This window comes from Winkia sp. C0117E2, assembly GCF_056590455.1.
The window spans coordinates 241,708-256,751 of the sequence record NZ_JBWPWD010000002.1; the positions used below are offsets into that span (position 1 = coordinate 241,708).

12 protein-coding genes are annotated in these 15,044 nt (G+C 53.1%); 8 read left to right on the forward strand and 4 right to left on the reverse strand.

All coding sequences use genetic code 11. From position 1 onward, the window contains the following. Positions 1-60 precede the first annotated feature (60 nt). From glf to AC1EKG_RS03550, 4 genes are read left to right on the forward strand one after another with little or no spacing between them, the layout of a single operon-like run. Positions 61-1,245 carry a UDP-galactopyranose mutase gene (gene glf / locus AC1EKG_RS03535; protein ID WP_004805990.1) on the forward strand — a complete coding sequence of 395 codons (1,185 nt, stop codon included), beginning with the start codon at positions 61-63 and terminating at the stop codon, positions 1,243-1,245. Continuing rightward, positions 1,245-2,114: an ABC transporter permease gene (locus tag AC1EKG_RS03540; RefSeq protein WP_004805993.1), complete on the forward strand. Its 870-nt coding sequence runs from the start codon at positions 1,245-1,247 to the stop codon at positions 2,112-2,114. The genes glf and AC1EKG_RS03540 overlap by 1 nt, the downstream gene beginning before the upstream one ends. Continuing rightward, complete coding sequence (locus AC1EKG_RS03545; RefSeq protein WP_004805996.1) at positions 2,114-2,848, forward strand: ABC transporter ATP-binding protein; 735 nt, start codon at positions 2,114-2,116, stop codon at positions 2,846-2,848. Before AC1EKG_RS03540 ends, AC1EKG_RS03545 begins: the two co-directional genes overlap by 1 nt. A gap of 2 nt (positions 2,849-2,850) precedes the next feature. Then, entirely contained in the window at positions 2,851-3,777 is a 927-nt protein-coding gene (locus AC1EKG_RS03550; RefSeq protein ID WP_004805997.1) for a glycosyltransferase family 2 protein, read from the forward strand. A 103-nt stretch (positions 3,778-3,880) separates the two neighbouring features. Here AC1EKG_RS03550 and AC1EKG_RS03555 read toward each other — a convergent pair whose 3' ends face one another. Next, positions 3,881-5,722 carry an S-layer homology domain-containing protein gene (locus AC1EKG_RS03555; protein WP_004806000.1) on the reverse strand — a complete coding sequence of 614 codons (1,842 nt, stop codon included), beginning with the start codon at positions 5,720-5,722 and terminating at the stop codon, positions 3,881-3,883. 143 nt (positions 5,723-5,865) lie between these two features. Here AC1EKG_RS03555 and AC1EKG_RS03560 point away from each other — a divergent pair, with 143 nt between their 5' ends. Next, a complete protein-coding gene (locus tag AC1EKG_RS03560; RefSeq protein WP_004806001.1) occupies positions 5,866-7,761 on the forward strand; it encodes an S-layer homology domain-containing protein in 1,896 nt (631 codons plus the stop codon). Between the two features lie 51 nt (positions 7,762-7,812). Here AC1EKG_RS03560 and AC1EKG_RS03565 read toward each other — a convergent pair whose 3' ends face one another. Both AC1EKG_RS03565 and AC1EKG_RS03570 read right to left on the reverse strand, forming a co-directional pair. Beyond that, a complete protein-coding gene (locus AC1EKG_RS03565) occupies positions 7,813-8,700 on the reverse strand; it encodes a glycosyltransferase family 2 protein (RefSeq protein ID WP_004806004.1) in 888 nt (295 codons plus the stop codon). A 61-nt stretch (positions 8,701-8,761) separates the two neighbouring features. After that, complete coding sequence (locus AC1EKG_RS03570; protein WP_070425039.1) at positions 8,762-9,328, reverse strand: SGNH hydrolase domain-containing protein; 567 nt, start codon at positions 9,326-9,328, stop codon at positions 8,762-8,764. A gap of 1,373 nt (positions 9,329-10,701) precedes the next feature. Between AC1EKG_RS03570 and AC1EKG_RS03575 the strand changes: the two genes are divergently transcribed. The 3 genes from AC1EKG_RS03575 to manA are packed head-to-tail and all read left to right on the forward strand — an operon-like array spanning position 10,702 to position 14,241. Next, a complete protein-coding gene (locus AC1EKG_RS03575; RefSeq protein ID WP_004806008.1) occupies positions 10,702-12,099 on the forward strand; it encodes a class II fumarate hydratase in 1,398 nt (465 codons plus the stop codon). A 54-nt stretch (positions 12,100-12,153) separates the two neighbouring features. Beyond that, positions 12,154-13,056 carry an aldo/keto reductase gene (locus AC1EKG_RS03580; RefSeq protein ID WP_239181392.1) on the forward strand — a complete coding sequence of 301 codons (903 nt, stop codon included), beginning with the start codon at positions 12,154-12,156 and terminating at the stop codon, positions 13,054-13,056. Next, positions 13,057-14,241 carry a mannose-6-phosphate isomerase, class I gene (gene manA, locus AC1EKG_RS03585; RefSeq protein WP_239181393.1) on the forward strand — a complete coding sequence of 395 codons (1,185 nt, stop codon included), beginning with the start codon at positions 13,057-13,059 and terminating at the stop codon, positions 14,239-14,241. On the opposite strand, the gene AC1EKG_RS03590 is transcribed toward manA, so the two are convergent. Beyond that, a complete protein-coding gene (locus AC1EKG_RS03590) occupies positions 14,218-14,904 on the reverse strand; it encodes a TIGR03089 family protein (protein WP_239181394.1) in 687 nt (228 codons plus the stop codon). The genes manA and AC1EKG_RS03590 overlap by 24 nt on opposite strands. Positions 14,905-15,044 lie beyond the last annotated feature (140 nt).

A 15,044-nucleotide genomic window follows, 5' to 3' on the forward strand; every position in this document is an offset into this window, starting at 1 on the left:
ACTCCTTTTACGCTAGTGTGAGTGGGTAGGCCCCGCCCGAAAACAAATAGGAGTAGGTAAATGAACGTTGACTTGGTTGTGGTTGGCTCAGGTCTTTTTGGGCTAACAGTAGCCGAACGGGCTGCTACCCAGCTGGGCCTGAAAGTAGTAGTCATTGATAAGCGCGACCATATTGGCGGCAATGCTTATTCAGAGATCGAACCTACTACGGGAATTGAGGTCCACAAGTACGGGGCCCATCTATTCCACACTTCCAATAAGCGGGTGTGGGATTACGTAAACGAGTTCACCAGCTTCACTGACTACGTGCACCACGTGTACACGACAGTTGACGGTGAAGTGTACCCAATGCCCGTCAACCTTGGCACAATCAACCAGTTCTTCCGCGCAGCCTACGGGCCAGAAGAAGCGAAGGCATTGATTGCCGAGCAGGCACAGGAAGTTGCTGGCAAAGACGTGAACGATTTCCAGTCGAAGGGCATCTCGCTGGTTGGCCGTCCTCTGTTCGAAGCATTCTTCCAGGGCTACACCGCCAAGCAATGGCAGACAGATCCTAAGAATCTGCCCGCGTCTATCATTTCGCGCCTACCTGTGCGATACACCTACAACAATCGCTACTTCAAAGATACTTGGGAGGGTCTGCCGACAGATGGTTACGCGGCATGGCTGAACCGCATGGCAGACCACCCCAATATCGAGGTGCGCCTGAACACTGACTTCTTCGACGAATCTCAGCCGTATAACAAGAAGGCCTGTGTTGGAAACGTTCCCGTGGTTTACACCGGCCCGGTGGATAAATACTTTGATTACGTCGAGGGCGACCTTTCGTGGCGCACGATTGACCTAGAACTGGAAGTGCTTAATGTGGGCGACTTTCAGGGGACATCCGTAATGAACTACGGCGACTTGGATGTGCCTTACACCCGTATTCATGAATTCAGGCATTTCCATCCCGAACGCGACTACCCGAAGGATAAGACCGTAATCGCTCGGGAATACTCGCGCTTTGCTGAACGCGGCGACGAACCGTACTATCCCATCAACACGGCCGAGGATCGAACCCGACTGTTGGCGTACAGAGAGGCCGCGAAGGGTGAAAAGCACGTTCTTTTCGGTGGACGTCTGGGCACGTATAAGTACCTCGACATGCACATGGCGATTGGATCGGCTTTATCGCGAGTTGATAATCTACTGAAGCCCTTCTTCGAGGGCGATCAGAAAGTCGAGTGGGAAAGCGGAGAATAATGACCGCTAAAACTACTGATGGGTTCACCATTCCCGGTCGGTCGAAAGGGCTCATTGAAGCTCTTCACGAACGGTATTTGCTGAACCTAATCGTTCATAAAGAACTGCGGGTACGCTACCGCGGTTCCGTACTCGGGATGCTTTGGTCTTACGCCAAACCCGCAACCCAGTTCTTGGTCTTCTTCATTGCGATAGGCCAGTTCATGGGTATGAACAGGGCCATTACTAACTACGTGGTGTACATGTTCGCCGGGGTAGTAGTAGTGAACTACTTCAGCGAGATCTTTGGCAATGCTACCCGTTCCATAGTGCAGAACACCCCGCTGGTGAAGAAGATCTATCTGCCCCGTGAGCTGTTCCCACTGTCGTCAGTGTGGGTAGCCATGGTTCACCTGTTTCCACAGGTACTGATTTTGGTAGTGGGCGCACTGATCTACGGGTGGCGCCCGGGAATCCTGAATATTGCGGCGGCTTTCGCAGGTTTTGCGATCATTACCATCTTCGCCCTCGGACTGGGACTCTTTGCCGGTGCACTGAACGTTATGTACCGCGACGCGGAAAATTTTGTAGACCTGTTGCTGATGGTTGCTACTTGGGCTTCCCCGGTGCTGTATCGGTGGGAAATGGTGGCCAAAGTCTTTGAAGGACCGCTGCACTGGGTTTGGTACCTGTACCAGATGAACCCCATAACTCCAGTAGTTGAACTATTCCACTATGCCTTTTGGCTTCCTACCGCGGGGGTTACAGATCCGATGCCACCGCAAATGGGAATCTGGACCGTCGTCTCGCTAGTCGTGTCACTATTGTTCTTAGCCTTAGGAGAGGCGACTTTTAGGCGCTTTGACGGAAGGTTTGCTCAGGAACTGTAATGAATAATCAAGACGTAGTAATTCGAGTACAGGACGTAGTCCAAGACTTTACCTTGCGGCATGCGCATACTTTAAAAGAAATCCTAGTTTGGTCGCTGACCGGTCGCAAAGGCGATGTCCGGGATAACTTCAGAGCCTTAGACCACGTGTCTTTTGATATTTACAAGGGCGAAACTGTAGGCCTTATGGGCTTCAACGGTTCTGGCAAGTCAACCATGCTGAAGCTAATCAGCGGGGTTATGCGCCAGACTTCAGGATTTGTGGGCCACAAGGGCAGGATTGCCGGACTGATCGAGGTCGGGGCTGGATTCCATCCAGATCTAACGGGGCGGGAAAACATCTACCTCAACGGTGCCATTTTGGGCATGAGCAAGAAACAGATAGATGCCGCTTTCGACGACATTGTTGCCTTTAGCGAGATTGAAAAATTTATCGACACCGAAGTGAAGTTCTATTCTTCGGGGATGTTCTTGCGTCTGGCATTTTCGGTGTGTGTTTACACTGATCCGGACATTTTCCTGATTGACGAGATCTTGGCAGTAGGCGATGAACCTTTCCAGAAGAAATGTCTTGCCCGTATCAAAGATTTACAAGCACAGGGGAAGACTCTTGTTATAGTCAGCCACGATCTGGATATGATGTCCAAGTTGTGCGACCGAGGAATTCTGCTCGATCACGGTAAAGTGAAAATAGATGGAACGGCTACACAGTGCGTCGAAAGTATGAGGGGCTAAAAATGGCTACATATGCAGGTACTATGCGCGTTGCCGCGGTGGTTGTAACCTATAACCGCGTTGAGCTGCTAAAGAAAACATTGACTGCGCTAGAAGCACAGGAGTATCCAGTTTCTAAGATCGTAGTGGTGGATAATGCGTCTACCGATGCTACGCAGCAGATGCTCAAAGAACGCAAGAATAAGCTCCCTATTGAGGTGCACAGGCTCAAGAAGAACACCGGTGGAGCCGGCGGATTCTTCTTCTCGATGGATGTTGCTTATGATGGCGGTTACGACGCCTTCTGGATGATGGATGACGACACGAAGCCTCGCCCTGAATCTCTGGGTAAGCTCGTTCGCGGCCTCGAAGAAGCCGCCGAGTTTCGAGGCGGCCAAATGCCCTCTTATGCCGCTTCTATGGTGGTTTGGAAAGATGGGCGCGCATGCGACATGAATATTCCTACCCCTAGGTGGGATTGGACTCGGCCAATTGCCGAAGGAAAGAACTGGATCGATGTCGACTGCGCCTCCTTCGTATCGTGCTTGGTAACACGCGAAGCTGTAGAGGCGTGTGGATTGCCGCATCCCGAATATTTCATCTGGTTCGACGACGCAGAATACACCTACCGGCTAGCCAAATGGCGTCCCGGTATCTTTGTGCCTGATTCGGTAGTAGACCACTTGATGCCCGCCAATTCCGCTGTGTTCTGGGGCGAAGCTACCGAGAAGAACCTCTGGAAGTTTGGTAGAGGAGCGCGAAACCAAGTCGCCGCTGCGATCTCGCTGCGCAAGGCGCGAATCTTGGCTGATCTATTCCAGAACCTGATATCGCAGCTCAAGGGGTCTTCGGTGCCGTGGAAAGTACGCGCAAAGCTTGTTCGCTTCGCCCTTGACGGATTCTTCTTGCGGCCAAAGGTTCGCTATCCCAGGGCTATGAAAAAGGACTAGCTTTTAGGGGAGCCAACCTTAGCAGGTTACTGAAAGGTTCGATTGCCACCTTGGCAATTAAAAGTATATGGGCGGGCAGCTTTGCTGCCCGCCCACTTATTAGCTACCGCTTGTTAGATTTGATCCTGTAGATAAACGCTGCCATTGCATTGCGGTCTATGTAGTTGACAGGTCGGAAAGTGCCATCGGGCCAACCGGTGGTGATACCAGAATCCGCTAGCCAGCCAATTTCTTTGTGGAAGGCCGCGACACTTAGGTTGCCCCGTCTCTTGTAACGAACGTCCCTAAAGATGTCCTTCATAGGTTGCACGTAGTTATTTGTAGCTACTGCAGGCGAGCACTTGTCGGCGTGTTTAGAGCAGAAGCGGTACAGGAAAGCAGCCATTGCGCCGCGTTCTACTGGTTGATAAGGCCGATAGGTTCTGTCGTCCCACCCTGTGGAGATACCTGTTTCGCCCATCCACGAGATTTCTTTGTAGAAGGCGTTCGACTTCTTTAGATCTTTAAACAGGGGGTATTTGGGTGGAGTATAAGCAGGTGAACCGGCCATTCGGTACAAGAAAGCAGCCATTGCGTCGCGATTAATCTTATTCCATGGTCTGAAAGTGCCGTCCGGCCAACCTGTCGTAGTTTTTGTGTCTTTCATCCACGAGATTTCGCCCGCGAAAGCAGAAGAAGGAGAAACGTCCCTAAACGGCGCCTTGCTCGGCGTGCCGGCCCTTGCCACAGTAGTCTTCTTCACGTTCCACTTGGCAAATAAGACAGTATCATCTGCCAGGGTAAAAGAATTTCCGACCGGCTTGGTGAAGCCTTGGTCAAAGTACCAGCCTTGGAATTGCGCGCGAGGATCAGACAGAGAAGGAAGGTTAGTAATTACGGAGCCAATAGGTTGGTTCTGCAAGGCCGCTGGAGCCTTTCCGTACCCTTCGGTCTGATACTTCACGTATGCCCGATTCTGGCCTTCCTGCTGTTCCTTAGTTTGATAGACGCGGAAATGGTCTATTTGGAAAGTACGAGACCAATCAGTGGTGGAGTTGGGCCGTGATGCCCAACCTCCCATGGCTAGGTTGGCAATTACGTAGAACTTCTTGTCGAATGGTTCTGGCATTGGCCCGGAATAATGGGACCCGTCTGGTCTAACCCACTGGTTTTGCCAGGTAGAACGGCGCGAGTATTCCTTCCCATCGACGTAGAAGATGAATCCGCTCGGACTCCAATCCATAGTCCAGGTGTGATAGGAGCCGGGAAGATCAACTGGGCCTATGTTCTTGGAGTCTGCGTCTGTTGCGTGATCGTCGTTGCTGCGGTGGGTATTCCAGGGAACAGTGGAGGCATGAATAGAAGTGAAGTTAGTGTTTCGTGCCCAAGAATCGCCTAGATTCTCAAACCAATCGAGCTCTCCGTCTTTTGGCCAACCGTAAGGATTTTGTTTAGGCATTAGCCAAAAAGCCGGCCAGGTTCCCCGTTGTCCTGGGGTGCGCAGCCGGACTTCAAAGCGGCCATATTTCCAAGCCGCATGATTGCGTGTTGAGATAGAACCGGAGTTGGCTAGGACCCCAATGCCTCGATCGTTCTTGCCGGTAGCCGGGTGTGCCCGAATATTTAATGCGCCTGCTTCGACGAATAGATTAGAGCTGGGGTCAGTTTTTGGGGCCTCGATATTGGTGTACTTAAATGGACCATTTTCTGGTTCTCCATGACGATTCCATTTGTTAGCCCAGTTAATTCCACTGCCACAAAACTCGTCATTCCATACGAGGTCATATGTGCGCCCTTCCGCGGTCACGGTTCGCGGGACGGCTTCGGTGGTAGTGGATCCATTAGTGTTAGCTACGCATGCTTGAGGCTCAATGTTGCCCTCATCTGCCTGGGCAATGCTTAGTGGCGTAATGGTAAGCGCAAGTGAAGATACTAAAGGTATAGCAAGTAAAATGCATTTTCGCATAAGCACTCCTGTGGTCAAGGTGTAAGTCGATTAGATGGTAGCTAATTAAATTGTGAAAATGAGAATAGTGTGATCAATTGCAGTGTGCTGACCAGGTAGGATGAGAATGTCTAATCTGCAGTTTAATGCTCTGAGGTTTGAATATGAAAAGACGTACCCTAATTCCTGTAGTCGTCGCGACTTCTGCTATGGCAACAGGGATAGTAATTCCATCTGCTATAGCAGATGATCAGGCTACCTCCGAAGTGCCACAAACTATTACTTCGCAAGGTAAAACATACAATCTGGTTTGGAATGACGAATTTAATGGTTCGCAATTAGATGCAGGATGGGGGGATATAAACAAGTCGAAGCCTTGGTCGAACGGAGCTATGGAGTATGTGAATAAGTTCGATCCGTCTGACCCTGATGGCTCCAATCTGGTTTTGAAAGATGGCATCTTGCGTTTGCAGGCCACTCGATTGCCAGGAGTGTGGGGGAAAGATGCTTCCGCAGGCATTCAGACTGCAGGAGTAAAGGCGTGGAAATTTGGTCACTTTGAGGCCCGCGTAAAGTTCTACTCGGCACCTGGGACGTGGCCAGCGCTATGGATGATGCCAGAACAGAGCCCGTACGGTTGGCCTAGGGATGGAGAGATCGACTGGATTGAATATCCGCGATCTGCCACTCCTAAGCAGAACCAGACAGTACTGCATACTTCAGGATCTACTTCTACTCGTGACGACGGCGATAGCGCCGCGATTGCTTTCTCACCTGCGCGAGGAGATTTGGCAGGTAGTTGGCATGTGTGGGCAATGGACTGGACTCCGGACGGCTTCGTCTTCTATATGGATGGCAAGGAATACGCGCGCAAGGATACGCGCTCTGCTGAGCCGCCAGTTCATGAAAAGGCAAAGGGAAATACCTATGGGAATAGGCGGTGGGACTCTTCTTGGATAAATAAGGAAAACGGCACCGTACACAAGGACTCTCCAGCGCTTGCACCATTCGACAAGAAATTCTACTTGATCTTGAACATGGGCCTGAAGGCGCCAGGCATATGGGCCGGAAGGCCTAGTGGAACTGAGCTCGACTACAAGAATGCCAAAATCGATGTTGACTACGTTCGCGTCTACCAGACCGCTGAACAACAAAGGGAACAAAGCAAGGTATTTCTAAAGTTCGACACCAAGGGCGAGGCCATCGCGCCGAAACAGCGAGACCTAACCGTAGGTCAGAAGCTAGGGGAACTGCCTGAGATAGGTAGGGAAGATGGGAAGGTTTCCATCCAATGGTGCCGCGAGCGCAATTGTGCGCCCGGTACTGAAGTGGATGCGCAAACAGTAATTGACCAGGACTGGACCCTATTTCCGAAGTGGGGAGATCCCACTGAAAAGCCGAAGCCGACACCGGCTCCCGCTGAAAAGCCGAAGCCGGCACCGGCTGCCCAACTGTCGAAGCCGGAAGGTAAGGTCTTTGTAGATGTCTGGGCGGACAGCCCATTTGCTGCAGAAATCAAGTGGCTAAGGGATCGGGGAGTAACTACCGGCTGGCCTGATGGGACGTACCGTCCGTTCAACAAGATCAACCGCGATGCTATGGCGGCTTACCTATATAGGTTGGCTGGTTCGCCCGCATATACTCCGAAAAAGAAAGTGTTCACCGATGTAACCCCCAAGAATGCATTCTACAAAGAGATTTCCTGGGCAGCTGAGCGGGGGATAACTACAGGCTGGAAGGTGCGCGGTCATAAGGAATTCCGTCCGTGGCAACCTATCGACCGCAATGCTATGGCAGCCTTCTTACGTCGCTTTGTACAGACGCCAGAGTTTAGAGCCAAATATCCGGACTCTAGAGCGCTTGCGATGATAGCTGATACAGCGGACCGGCACGGGCTGCGTGACGTGAAGAAGGGAATGGCTTTTGCAGACGACATTTTCTGGGCCTACAACAGTGGGGTAACTACTGGCTGGAAAGAAGACAAGACGTTCCGTCCCTGGGAGCGAATTGATCGTAATGCGATGGCTGCATTCGTCTACCGCATGACCGTATCCAAGTAACAAGCATGTGGGGCCACTCCAATATTGGAGTGGCCCCACAGTGTGGTTTGTCTATTTCCTGCCTCTACGGTCTTGGATGAAGTTCTTTACTTTCCACTTTGCCCATCCGAAGGCAGTCTCCTGGCTGCCCCGTAACTGATTAAACATTGCCGCTTGCCATAGCAGTGCGCCAACTCCGTTCTTCTCGGCGTATTCGCGCAAGTACTCATCCCGCACTTTCAGATCGAAATAGTGGTGCTTTTCTGCGCCTGCAAACACGGAATTACCCAATACACCAGCTTGGGATCGGCGCTGATGCCAGAAGGCCAACGGCTGCCCATCGATGAAGCCCACATCGTACTTTGCTGCTAGGCGCAGATGAAATTCCCAATCTCCGACGACCGGTAGATCGTCACGGAAACCGCCCAATTCGTCGATGACCGAGCGGGGGTACATGCACGATATTGGTACCGCAATGTTGGAACTCATTAGTCTAGACAGCGAGAACTGTTTTACATCGGGCCAGGCAATTTCGCGGCCCAACTCAGTTACAGTCTGTCCTTCGATTTTTTCCAGGACGATTTCCGTTCGAACGGCTACGCCGCCGTAGCCGGGGTGCTCGTCTAGGAAGTTGGATGCACGTTCTAGGAACAGGGGCGACCAGGTGTCGTCGTCGTCATGGATACAGATGTAGCGGCCGGTAGAGGACTCTATCGCTATGTTTGAGGCTCGTTCCATGCCTTGGGAAGTCTCATTGTGAATGACGCGTGCCCGTCCCTGCAAGAGGCTTGCATGCTTTTCGAGGAGCGCGTCTACAGGAGCTGGATCGCCGCCGTCGTTTACTACGATGAGCTCGAAATCGCGCATGGTCTGCTTGGCGCAGTCTTTGAGTGCGCGATCAAGGAGGACGGTGCGGTCCTTCGTCCTCGTAACAATAGAAACCAATGGCCTTGTCGCCATGCCCTCTCCCTCCTGTGGAAACGCCTCAATACATTCTGCAGAGGCCACTACACCCTGTAGCTTACTTGGGTAAAGCTAATTTTGGCGCCTCGCACGCGAATAGTGGTCCCATGGATTTAGCGTATTGTGCCTTTAAATGGTTCTGGTCAAGATAAACGTAGATGTTACCAATAATCATTGGGCAAGCCCCAGACGGGCAGATCCACGGCGATGGGTCTAGGTAGGACACCGGCTCTCTCTGCTTCTTTAAAAAGGCAATATAGGCTTTCGAAGGGGCAGGCGTGGGGTGTATACCTGTGGCCTTAAACGCCATCTCCTGGGCACGTTCTATGTTCACGTTCGGATCCGTCGAGAATCGGGGAGCATCTCTCAGGGCCAATACAGCACTTCCACCCTGCAAATACCTCCTTATAGCTTCCTGGACGCCGGGTTGAACTATTTCCTCATTATTGCTGTCCTTAGGTTTGAAGGAGGAAGTCAATATCACCAAATCGGGCTTCATAGTCAGGGTGAAAGCCAATGCGTCCTTACTCCATCTTGCACACTGGGCTGACTCCTGGCTCGCCGCCTTTGAGGCCCGCCCCATGGGCACACTCACCTTGATACAGTGCGGTAAGCGACCAATCATTCTTTAGTTCGGTGAGCGGGGAAGCAGGCCAAGTATTTTTTCGCAGATTGGGATGCAAAAGAACTCGGGCTCCCCGATTATTGCGCGCTGCTAGCCTGTCTGTTGCTTGAACCATTCTATCTAGGTGAATGTTCGCAACGGTGAGCGGCACTAGTGCTGCTGCTAGGGCTACTACAATGACCGCCGCTGAGCGGCGCCGTTTCTGGGTTAGCCAGTTTGAGTAGCGTATTGGCGCATCCACAAACCGTGTGAGTAGCCCAGCAATTATTACGCTCCCGAATAGAACCGCAAGTTTGCGAAGCCAACCACGCTTTCCGCCCTCGGCAGTGATAGTAAGGGTGATGAGGAGCGGCCAGTGTACAGGTAGAGGGCGTAATAAATGTCCCCCAAATGTTGGAACGGTCTTGTAGAAAGGAGCGAGGCTACCGACCAGGGAAGGTGAGCGCGTCCCTATGCAATAACTAATAGTGCGGCTACAGTGGGCCATAATGCCGTGAAACCAGGAAATCCTCCTTGCACGTCCCAGATAATCCCGCACAGCAAAATGGCTATGAATGCGACCTATACGACGGTTGCCCGCACCAGCCGATTGGGAAGTGAAGGAGTTCCCCGAAAGTTTGGTCCAAAGCCAAACTGCTGCTCCACTAAGGGCAGGGCGAGGGCGAACGGCGCGCCTATTGCGAATTCCCACAGGCGGGTGAAAGTAGAAAAAGTAAGAGTAGGTCTGATCTGCGTTAGTTATGTATATAAACCAGGTCAGGGATGCGACAAAGATTATTCCATAAACAGTCCACAGCCCGCTCCTAGCGCACACCCCGATCTTGCGGTCTATCCACACAGTCAAAGAAATAAGGGCGGGCCAGGCCAGGAATATCTGCCCCTGAATAGAAAGGGACCAAAAATGTTGAAACGGGCTAACCCGGTCTTTATTGGCGTAATAGTCGGCGGAAGACCTTCAGGCAGTACTGGACAACATTGAGCGGGCCATTTCTATCTATGCGTCGTAAGAACATCTGCATCAGCAAATAGCTGGAGATGAGTAGGAAGATGTCAATTCCGCCGCTGACTCTTCCAATTCCAAGTGTGGTACACGACCACCATCAATATTGATGCGGCTCTAAGTCCGTGTAGCTCAGAACGAAACTTTCCCGCGGAAGTAACCCTTGGATGTGTCTTTGCCTATTTCATCAACACGGACCAGACCAATATGGGCGAATGTATATGCGGTAGTGGTGGCAGATGGGCAGATAAGGCATACCCCAAGGGTTTGCGCGGGCATAATGGGACCTACGACTAGCCTAGAAAAAATGTGTGCGAGACAATAGTTAGCAGCGGCGCGCAGCGCCACCCAACTACGAGTAGGAGACAAGTCAATGGCTGACGAATTCCGCATTGAACATGACACGATGGGCGAAGTAAAGGTGCCAAAGGAGGCTCTCTATGCCGCACAGACCCAGCGTGCAGTACAAAACTTCCCGATATCTGGAAAGGGACTATCGGATCACCACATTGCCGCTCTTGGGCAAGTAAAGCGCGCGGCAGCAATTGCCAACCTAGAATTGGGCGTAATTGACGAGGCCACCTCGAAGGCGATCCAGCAGGCTGCGGAAGAAGTCATCGAAAACAAGCACGACAAGGAATTCCCGATCGATATCTTCCAGACGGGATCCGGCACTTCTTCGAATATGAACACAAACGAAGTGGTTGCCACCTTGGCAAGTCGGATCAAGGGCGACACCGTACACCCCAACGATCATGTGAACGCTTCCCAGTCCTCAAATGACGTGTTCCCGACCTCTATCCACATTGCTTCCGTGCAAGCGGTCAACGAAGTGTTGCTTCCAGGACTCAAGACCTTGGCGCAGTCACTGGAGAAGAAGTCTGAGGAATTCGCCGACGTTGTGAAGTCTGGCCGAACCCATCTAATGGACGCTACCCCGATCATGCTGGGGCAGGAGTTCTCCGGTTACGCTATGCAGATCCGCAACGGCATCAAGCGGATCGAGGGCGCACTGCCGCGGCTATGCGAGTTGCCGCTTGGTGGCACTGCGGTTGGCACCGGAATCAATACTCCTGCCGGATTCAGCCAGCGTGTTATCGAATTGATTGCCCAGAACACGGGCCTGCCTTTCACCGAGGCGCCCAACCACTTCGAGGCGCAGGCGGCCCAGGATTCTCTAGTTGAAATGTCCGGGGCTATTCGCACCGTGGCCGTCTCGCTAGTGAAGATCTGTAACGATCTGCGCTGGATGGGATCGGGCCCGCGTACCGGTATTGGCGAACTGGCACTGCCCGACTTGCAGCCGGGCTCTTCGATCATGCCAGGCAAGGTCAACCCAGTTGTTCCTGAAGCCACCGTCCAGGTCGCAGCCCAGGTGATAGGCAATGACGCGACCATCGCCTTTGCGGGAGCTCAAGGCAATTTTGACCTGCTTGTTATGCTGCCCGTCATGGCTTCCAACCTGCTCGAATCAATCAACATCGTGGGTAACGCCGCCAAGGTTCTTGCCGAGAAGACAGTTGATGGCCTAAAGGCAAACGTTGACCGCTGTAAGGAACTGGCTGAATCTTCGCCCTCGATCGTCACCCCGCTGAACCGGGTGATCGGGTATGAGGCAGCGTCTAAGATCGCCAAGCACGCGGTCAAGGAAGGTATTACAATCCGCGAATCCACCATTGACTTGGGCTTTGTGGAACGTGGCGAAATTAGCGAAGAGGATCTGGACAAGGCCCTTGACGTGGCCTCTATGACTCATCCGAAAGAAAAATAGTAGGTAATCACTTTAGCGGGGGCGGCTCTGGTGCGCCCCCGCTATTGTTTAACCATGATCTACGGAGCAATGGGGCTGGGCGGCCCATGGGACTCGCCGCGTGTTGGCGAGGCAGAAGCGGCTCAAGCGCTCGCGGCTTTGCGGGCTGCTAAAGAGGTTGGGATCGACACGATCGATACGGCTGACATCTATAAGGACGGGTATGCCGATAAGGCCATAGCTGCGGCTTTCCAGGCCGATCCTTCGCTTCGCGAGCATTTCAAAATCCAGACTAAATTTGGGATCCACCTAAAAGGAGTGCCCAGGTACGAACAGACGCCGGATAGATTGAAGGAATCCTTGGAGGGGTCGCTGGAGCGCCTCGGCGCCGACCACATCGACGTCCTTCTGATACATAGGCCCGATCCGTTGGCCGACAAGGCAGCCGTTGGTAAAGCACTCATGGATTTGCTGGCACAGAAGGTAATCGGGGCAGTGGGGGTCTCGAATATGCATTCGGCGCAGTTGCAAGCCTGGGCTCGATACGTTCCACTAGCCGCAAATCAACTCCAGCTTTCGCTGGGACATCACGCCTTTGTGGACGCAGAGGTAGACTTCAACACTGCTGGCCAGCCCAGCTTTGACGAGCAAACTATCGAATGGTGTCTAAATAGGGGCGTGCAAATTCAAGCCTGGAGCCCCCTAGACGGCGGGCTTTACACCGCGGATGTGCCCGCAGCCGATCCGAACGTCGAACAGACCCGGAAACTTGTGCATCAGTTGGCCCAGAATATGTCGGTGCCGCCAGAGGCCATAGTATTGGCATGGTTAGAAAAGCATCCGGCAGCCATAGTGCCAGTCATAGGTACTACCAAGCCGGAACGGATTTGGGCTTGTGCGCGTGCCCGGGAAGTCCGTCTAGAGCGGAGTCAGTGGTACGACCTCTACCAGCACGCGCGGGGAAGGAATATTCCTTAGATGTTGTTGCTCGAGGGCGCTAAGCAACCCTACGCGTGGGGCTCACGAAATGCACTGCCAGCCTTACTACGCGAGCCTGCCGACTCTACACCGGTAGCCGAAATTTGGTACGGATCCCACCCGATAGCACCAACCAAAATAGTGGGCGGGGGAACGCTGGAGGAACATATTTGTTCTGATCCGTTGTCCGCACTCGGACAGGACACCGTTGATCGGTTTGGGCAGTCTCTGCCATTTTTGATGAAATATGTGGCGCCTGCCAGGCCCCTTTCTCTGCAGGTACATCCCTCGAAAGAGATCGCGGTCAAGGGATACGCGCGCGAGGAAGAACAGGGGATTGATCGTTCCTCGCCCTCGCGCTCCTACAAGGATTCCAACCACAAGCCAGAGATGCTTATGGCGCTCACCGATTTTGAGGCGGTGGTCGGTTTTAGGGCGCCCCGCAAAGCCCGCGAGATCTTACGCGACTTAGCCGCACCGCTAGCTCGCTCTCTCTTCGATATTCTGGACCACCAAACTAATGCGCTCGGAATGCGTACCATTGCGACCCAACTGATGGATCCTGACACGTGCCCGGATGAGGCAGCCGTCAACGAAGTGGTGGTGGCTTGCCGAGACCGCATCGACCGGGGAACCACGCCATCGAAGCGAGCCGATACCATTGCGTGCGAGCTTGGGGAGGAATATCCCGGAGACGCAGGAGCAGTGCTTTCGCTCCTGCTAAACCCTGTCACCTTGCGCAGAGGCGAGACCCTGTTCATTCCCTGCGGGCATATCCATGCCTACATGTCGGGCTTGGGTCTAGAACTGATGGCAGCTTCCGACAACGTCTTGCGAGCCGGGTTAACCGAGAAATACGTGGATGCGCGCGAGGCACTGCGATGCACAGATTTTTCTGCAGCCCCACCGATGCGTATAGCCCCAGAGTGGGTCAACAACTGGACCGCCGTATACTATGCCCCTGTTGACGATTTTGAACTCTCGCTAGCGCAGCCGGGAGCCGAGTGGCGCCCTCTGCCAGGGAGGGGGCCCAGGATCTTGACTTGCCTCGATGGGCAAGCAGTGATCGCTACAAAATCGAATGAGCTTTCTTTACAGCGGGGCCATGGGGCGTTTATCGACGCCTCTGACGGTACCGTGCGAGTGCGCGGGCACGGGCACCTAGCGCAGGTGGACGTCCCCTAAGGTAGCGCCCTCGATCTGCAGGATGCGCTCCAACTCTTGGTCATCCATATCAGCTGGGAGCAACACCGCGCTGCCGCCGGCCGCCCATAGTCGAACACAATACAGGCTAACCGCGAAGAGGTCGCCACTAATAGCGAATCTTCCGGCAGGAACGGGCGCAATGGAAGTTACCTCGGTAAAAGCGGGTCCGCCCTCGTAAAGAGGAAGGTCTTCATCCGGCGAGGGAGCCCACACTAGAGAGTCGGCGTTCGCCATCATGTCGGAGGCGATGTCGATGGTTCCCTCCGGAAGCGGATGGGGGTAAGTAAGGTGATGGAAAGGTAAAGATAGTAGCCCAACCGAGTCGGCCCTATCTTCTTTTACCCAGATCTTAGCGGTGTCTACCTGGTCTGTCACTGCAAGGACGGGGGCAGACGTGTTGAGGGGGAGTGAAGCATGCCAGGTGCCAATAGTCCAGCAAATTGAGCGCCAGTGCAGCGGCAGGTCCAGGGTCACTGCCGCCTCGGTGTCACCATCTGAAAGATCCACTAGTAAATTCGCGATCTTAGAAAACCAATTGGCAAGTACGTGGCCGGTTAGCTCTACCCGCTCGCCTCCAACATAGGAAGTAAGGGCGGGGCTTACGCGTTTATCCAGGTCTCGAACAAGTGATACAAGATTCATAACCTAATAATAGAGTCCTTTGCAAGCAAGGTTTGGCGCGAAATAGCAACAAAGACACAAGCGATGGAAATCATCGGGCGGAAAAATGGGGCTCGCTATCATGTATGCTCTTGACATAGACTAATGACACGCATGTAATT

Coding starts and splice junctions, on each gene's coding strand:
- glf (WP_004805990.1), top strand. CDS start 61: ATGAACGTTGACTTGGTTGTGGTTGGCTCAGGTCTTTTTGGGCTAACA.
- AC1EKG_RS03540 (WP_004805993.1), top strand. CDS start 1,245: ATGACCGCTAAAACTACTGATGGGTTCACCATTCCCGGTCGGTCGAAA.
- AC1EKG_RS03545 (WP_004805996.1), top strand. CDS start 2,114: ATGAATAATCAAGACGTAGTAATTCGAGTACAGGACGTAGTCCAAGAC.
- AC1EKG_RS03550 (WP_004805997.1), top strand. CDS start 2,851: ATGGCTACATATGCAGGTACTATGCGCGTTGCCGCGGTGGTTGTAACC.
- AC1EKG_RS03555 (WP_004806000.1), bottom strand. CDS start 5,722: ATGCGAAAATGCATTTTACTTGCTATACCTTTAGTATCTTCACTTGCG.
- AC1EKG_RS03560 (WP_004806001.1), top strand. CDS start 5,866: ATGAAAAGACGTACCCTAATTCCTGTAGTCGTCGCGACTTCTGCTATG.
- AC1EKG_RS03565 (WP_004806004.1), bottom strand. CDS start 8,700: ATGGCGACAAGGCCATTGGTTTCTATTGTTACGAGGACGAAGGACCGC.
- AC1EKG_RS03570 (WP_070425039.1), bottom strand. CDS start 9,328: ATGATTGGTCGCTTACCGCACTGTATCAAGGTGAGTGTGCCCATGGGG.
- AC1EKG_RS03575 (WP_004806008.1), top strand. CDS start 10,702: ATGGCTGACGAATTCCGCATTGAACATGACACGATGGGCGAAGTAAAG.
- AC1EKG_RS03580 (WP_239181392.1), top strand. CDS start 12,154: ATGATCTACGGAGCAATGGGGCTGGGCGGCCCATGGGACTCGCCGCGT.
- manA (WP_239181393.1), top strand. CDS start 13,057: ATGTTGTTGCTCGAGGGCGCTAAGCAACCCTACGCGTGGGGCTCACGA.
- AC1EKG_RS03590 (WP_239181394.1), bottom strand. CDS start 14,904: ATGAATCTTGTATCACTTGTTCGAGACCTGGATAAACGCGTAAGCCCC.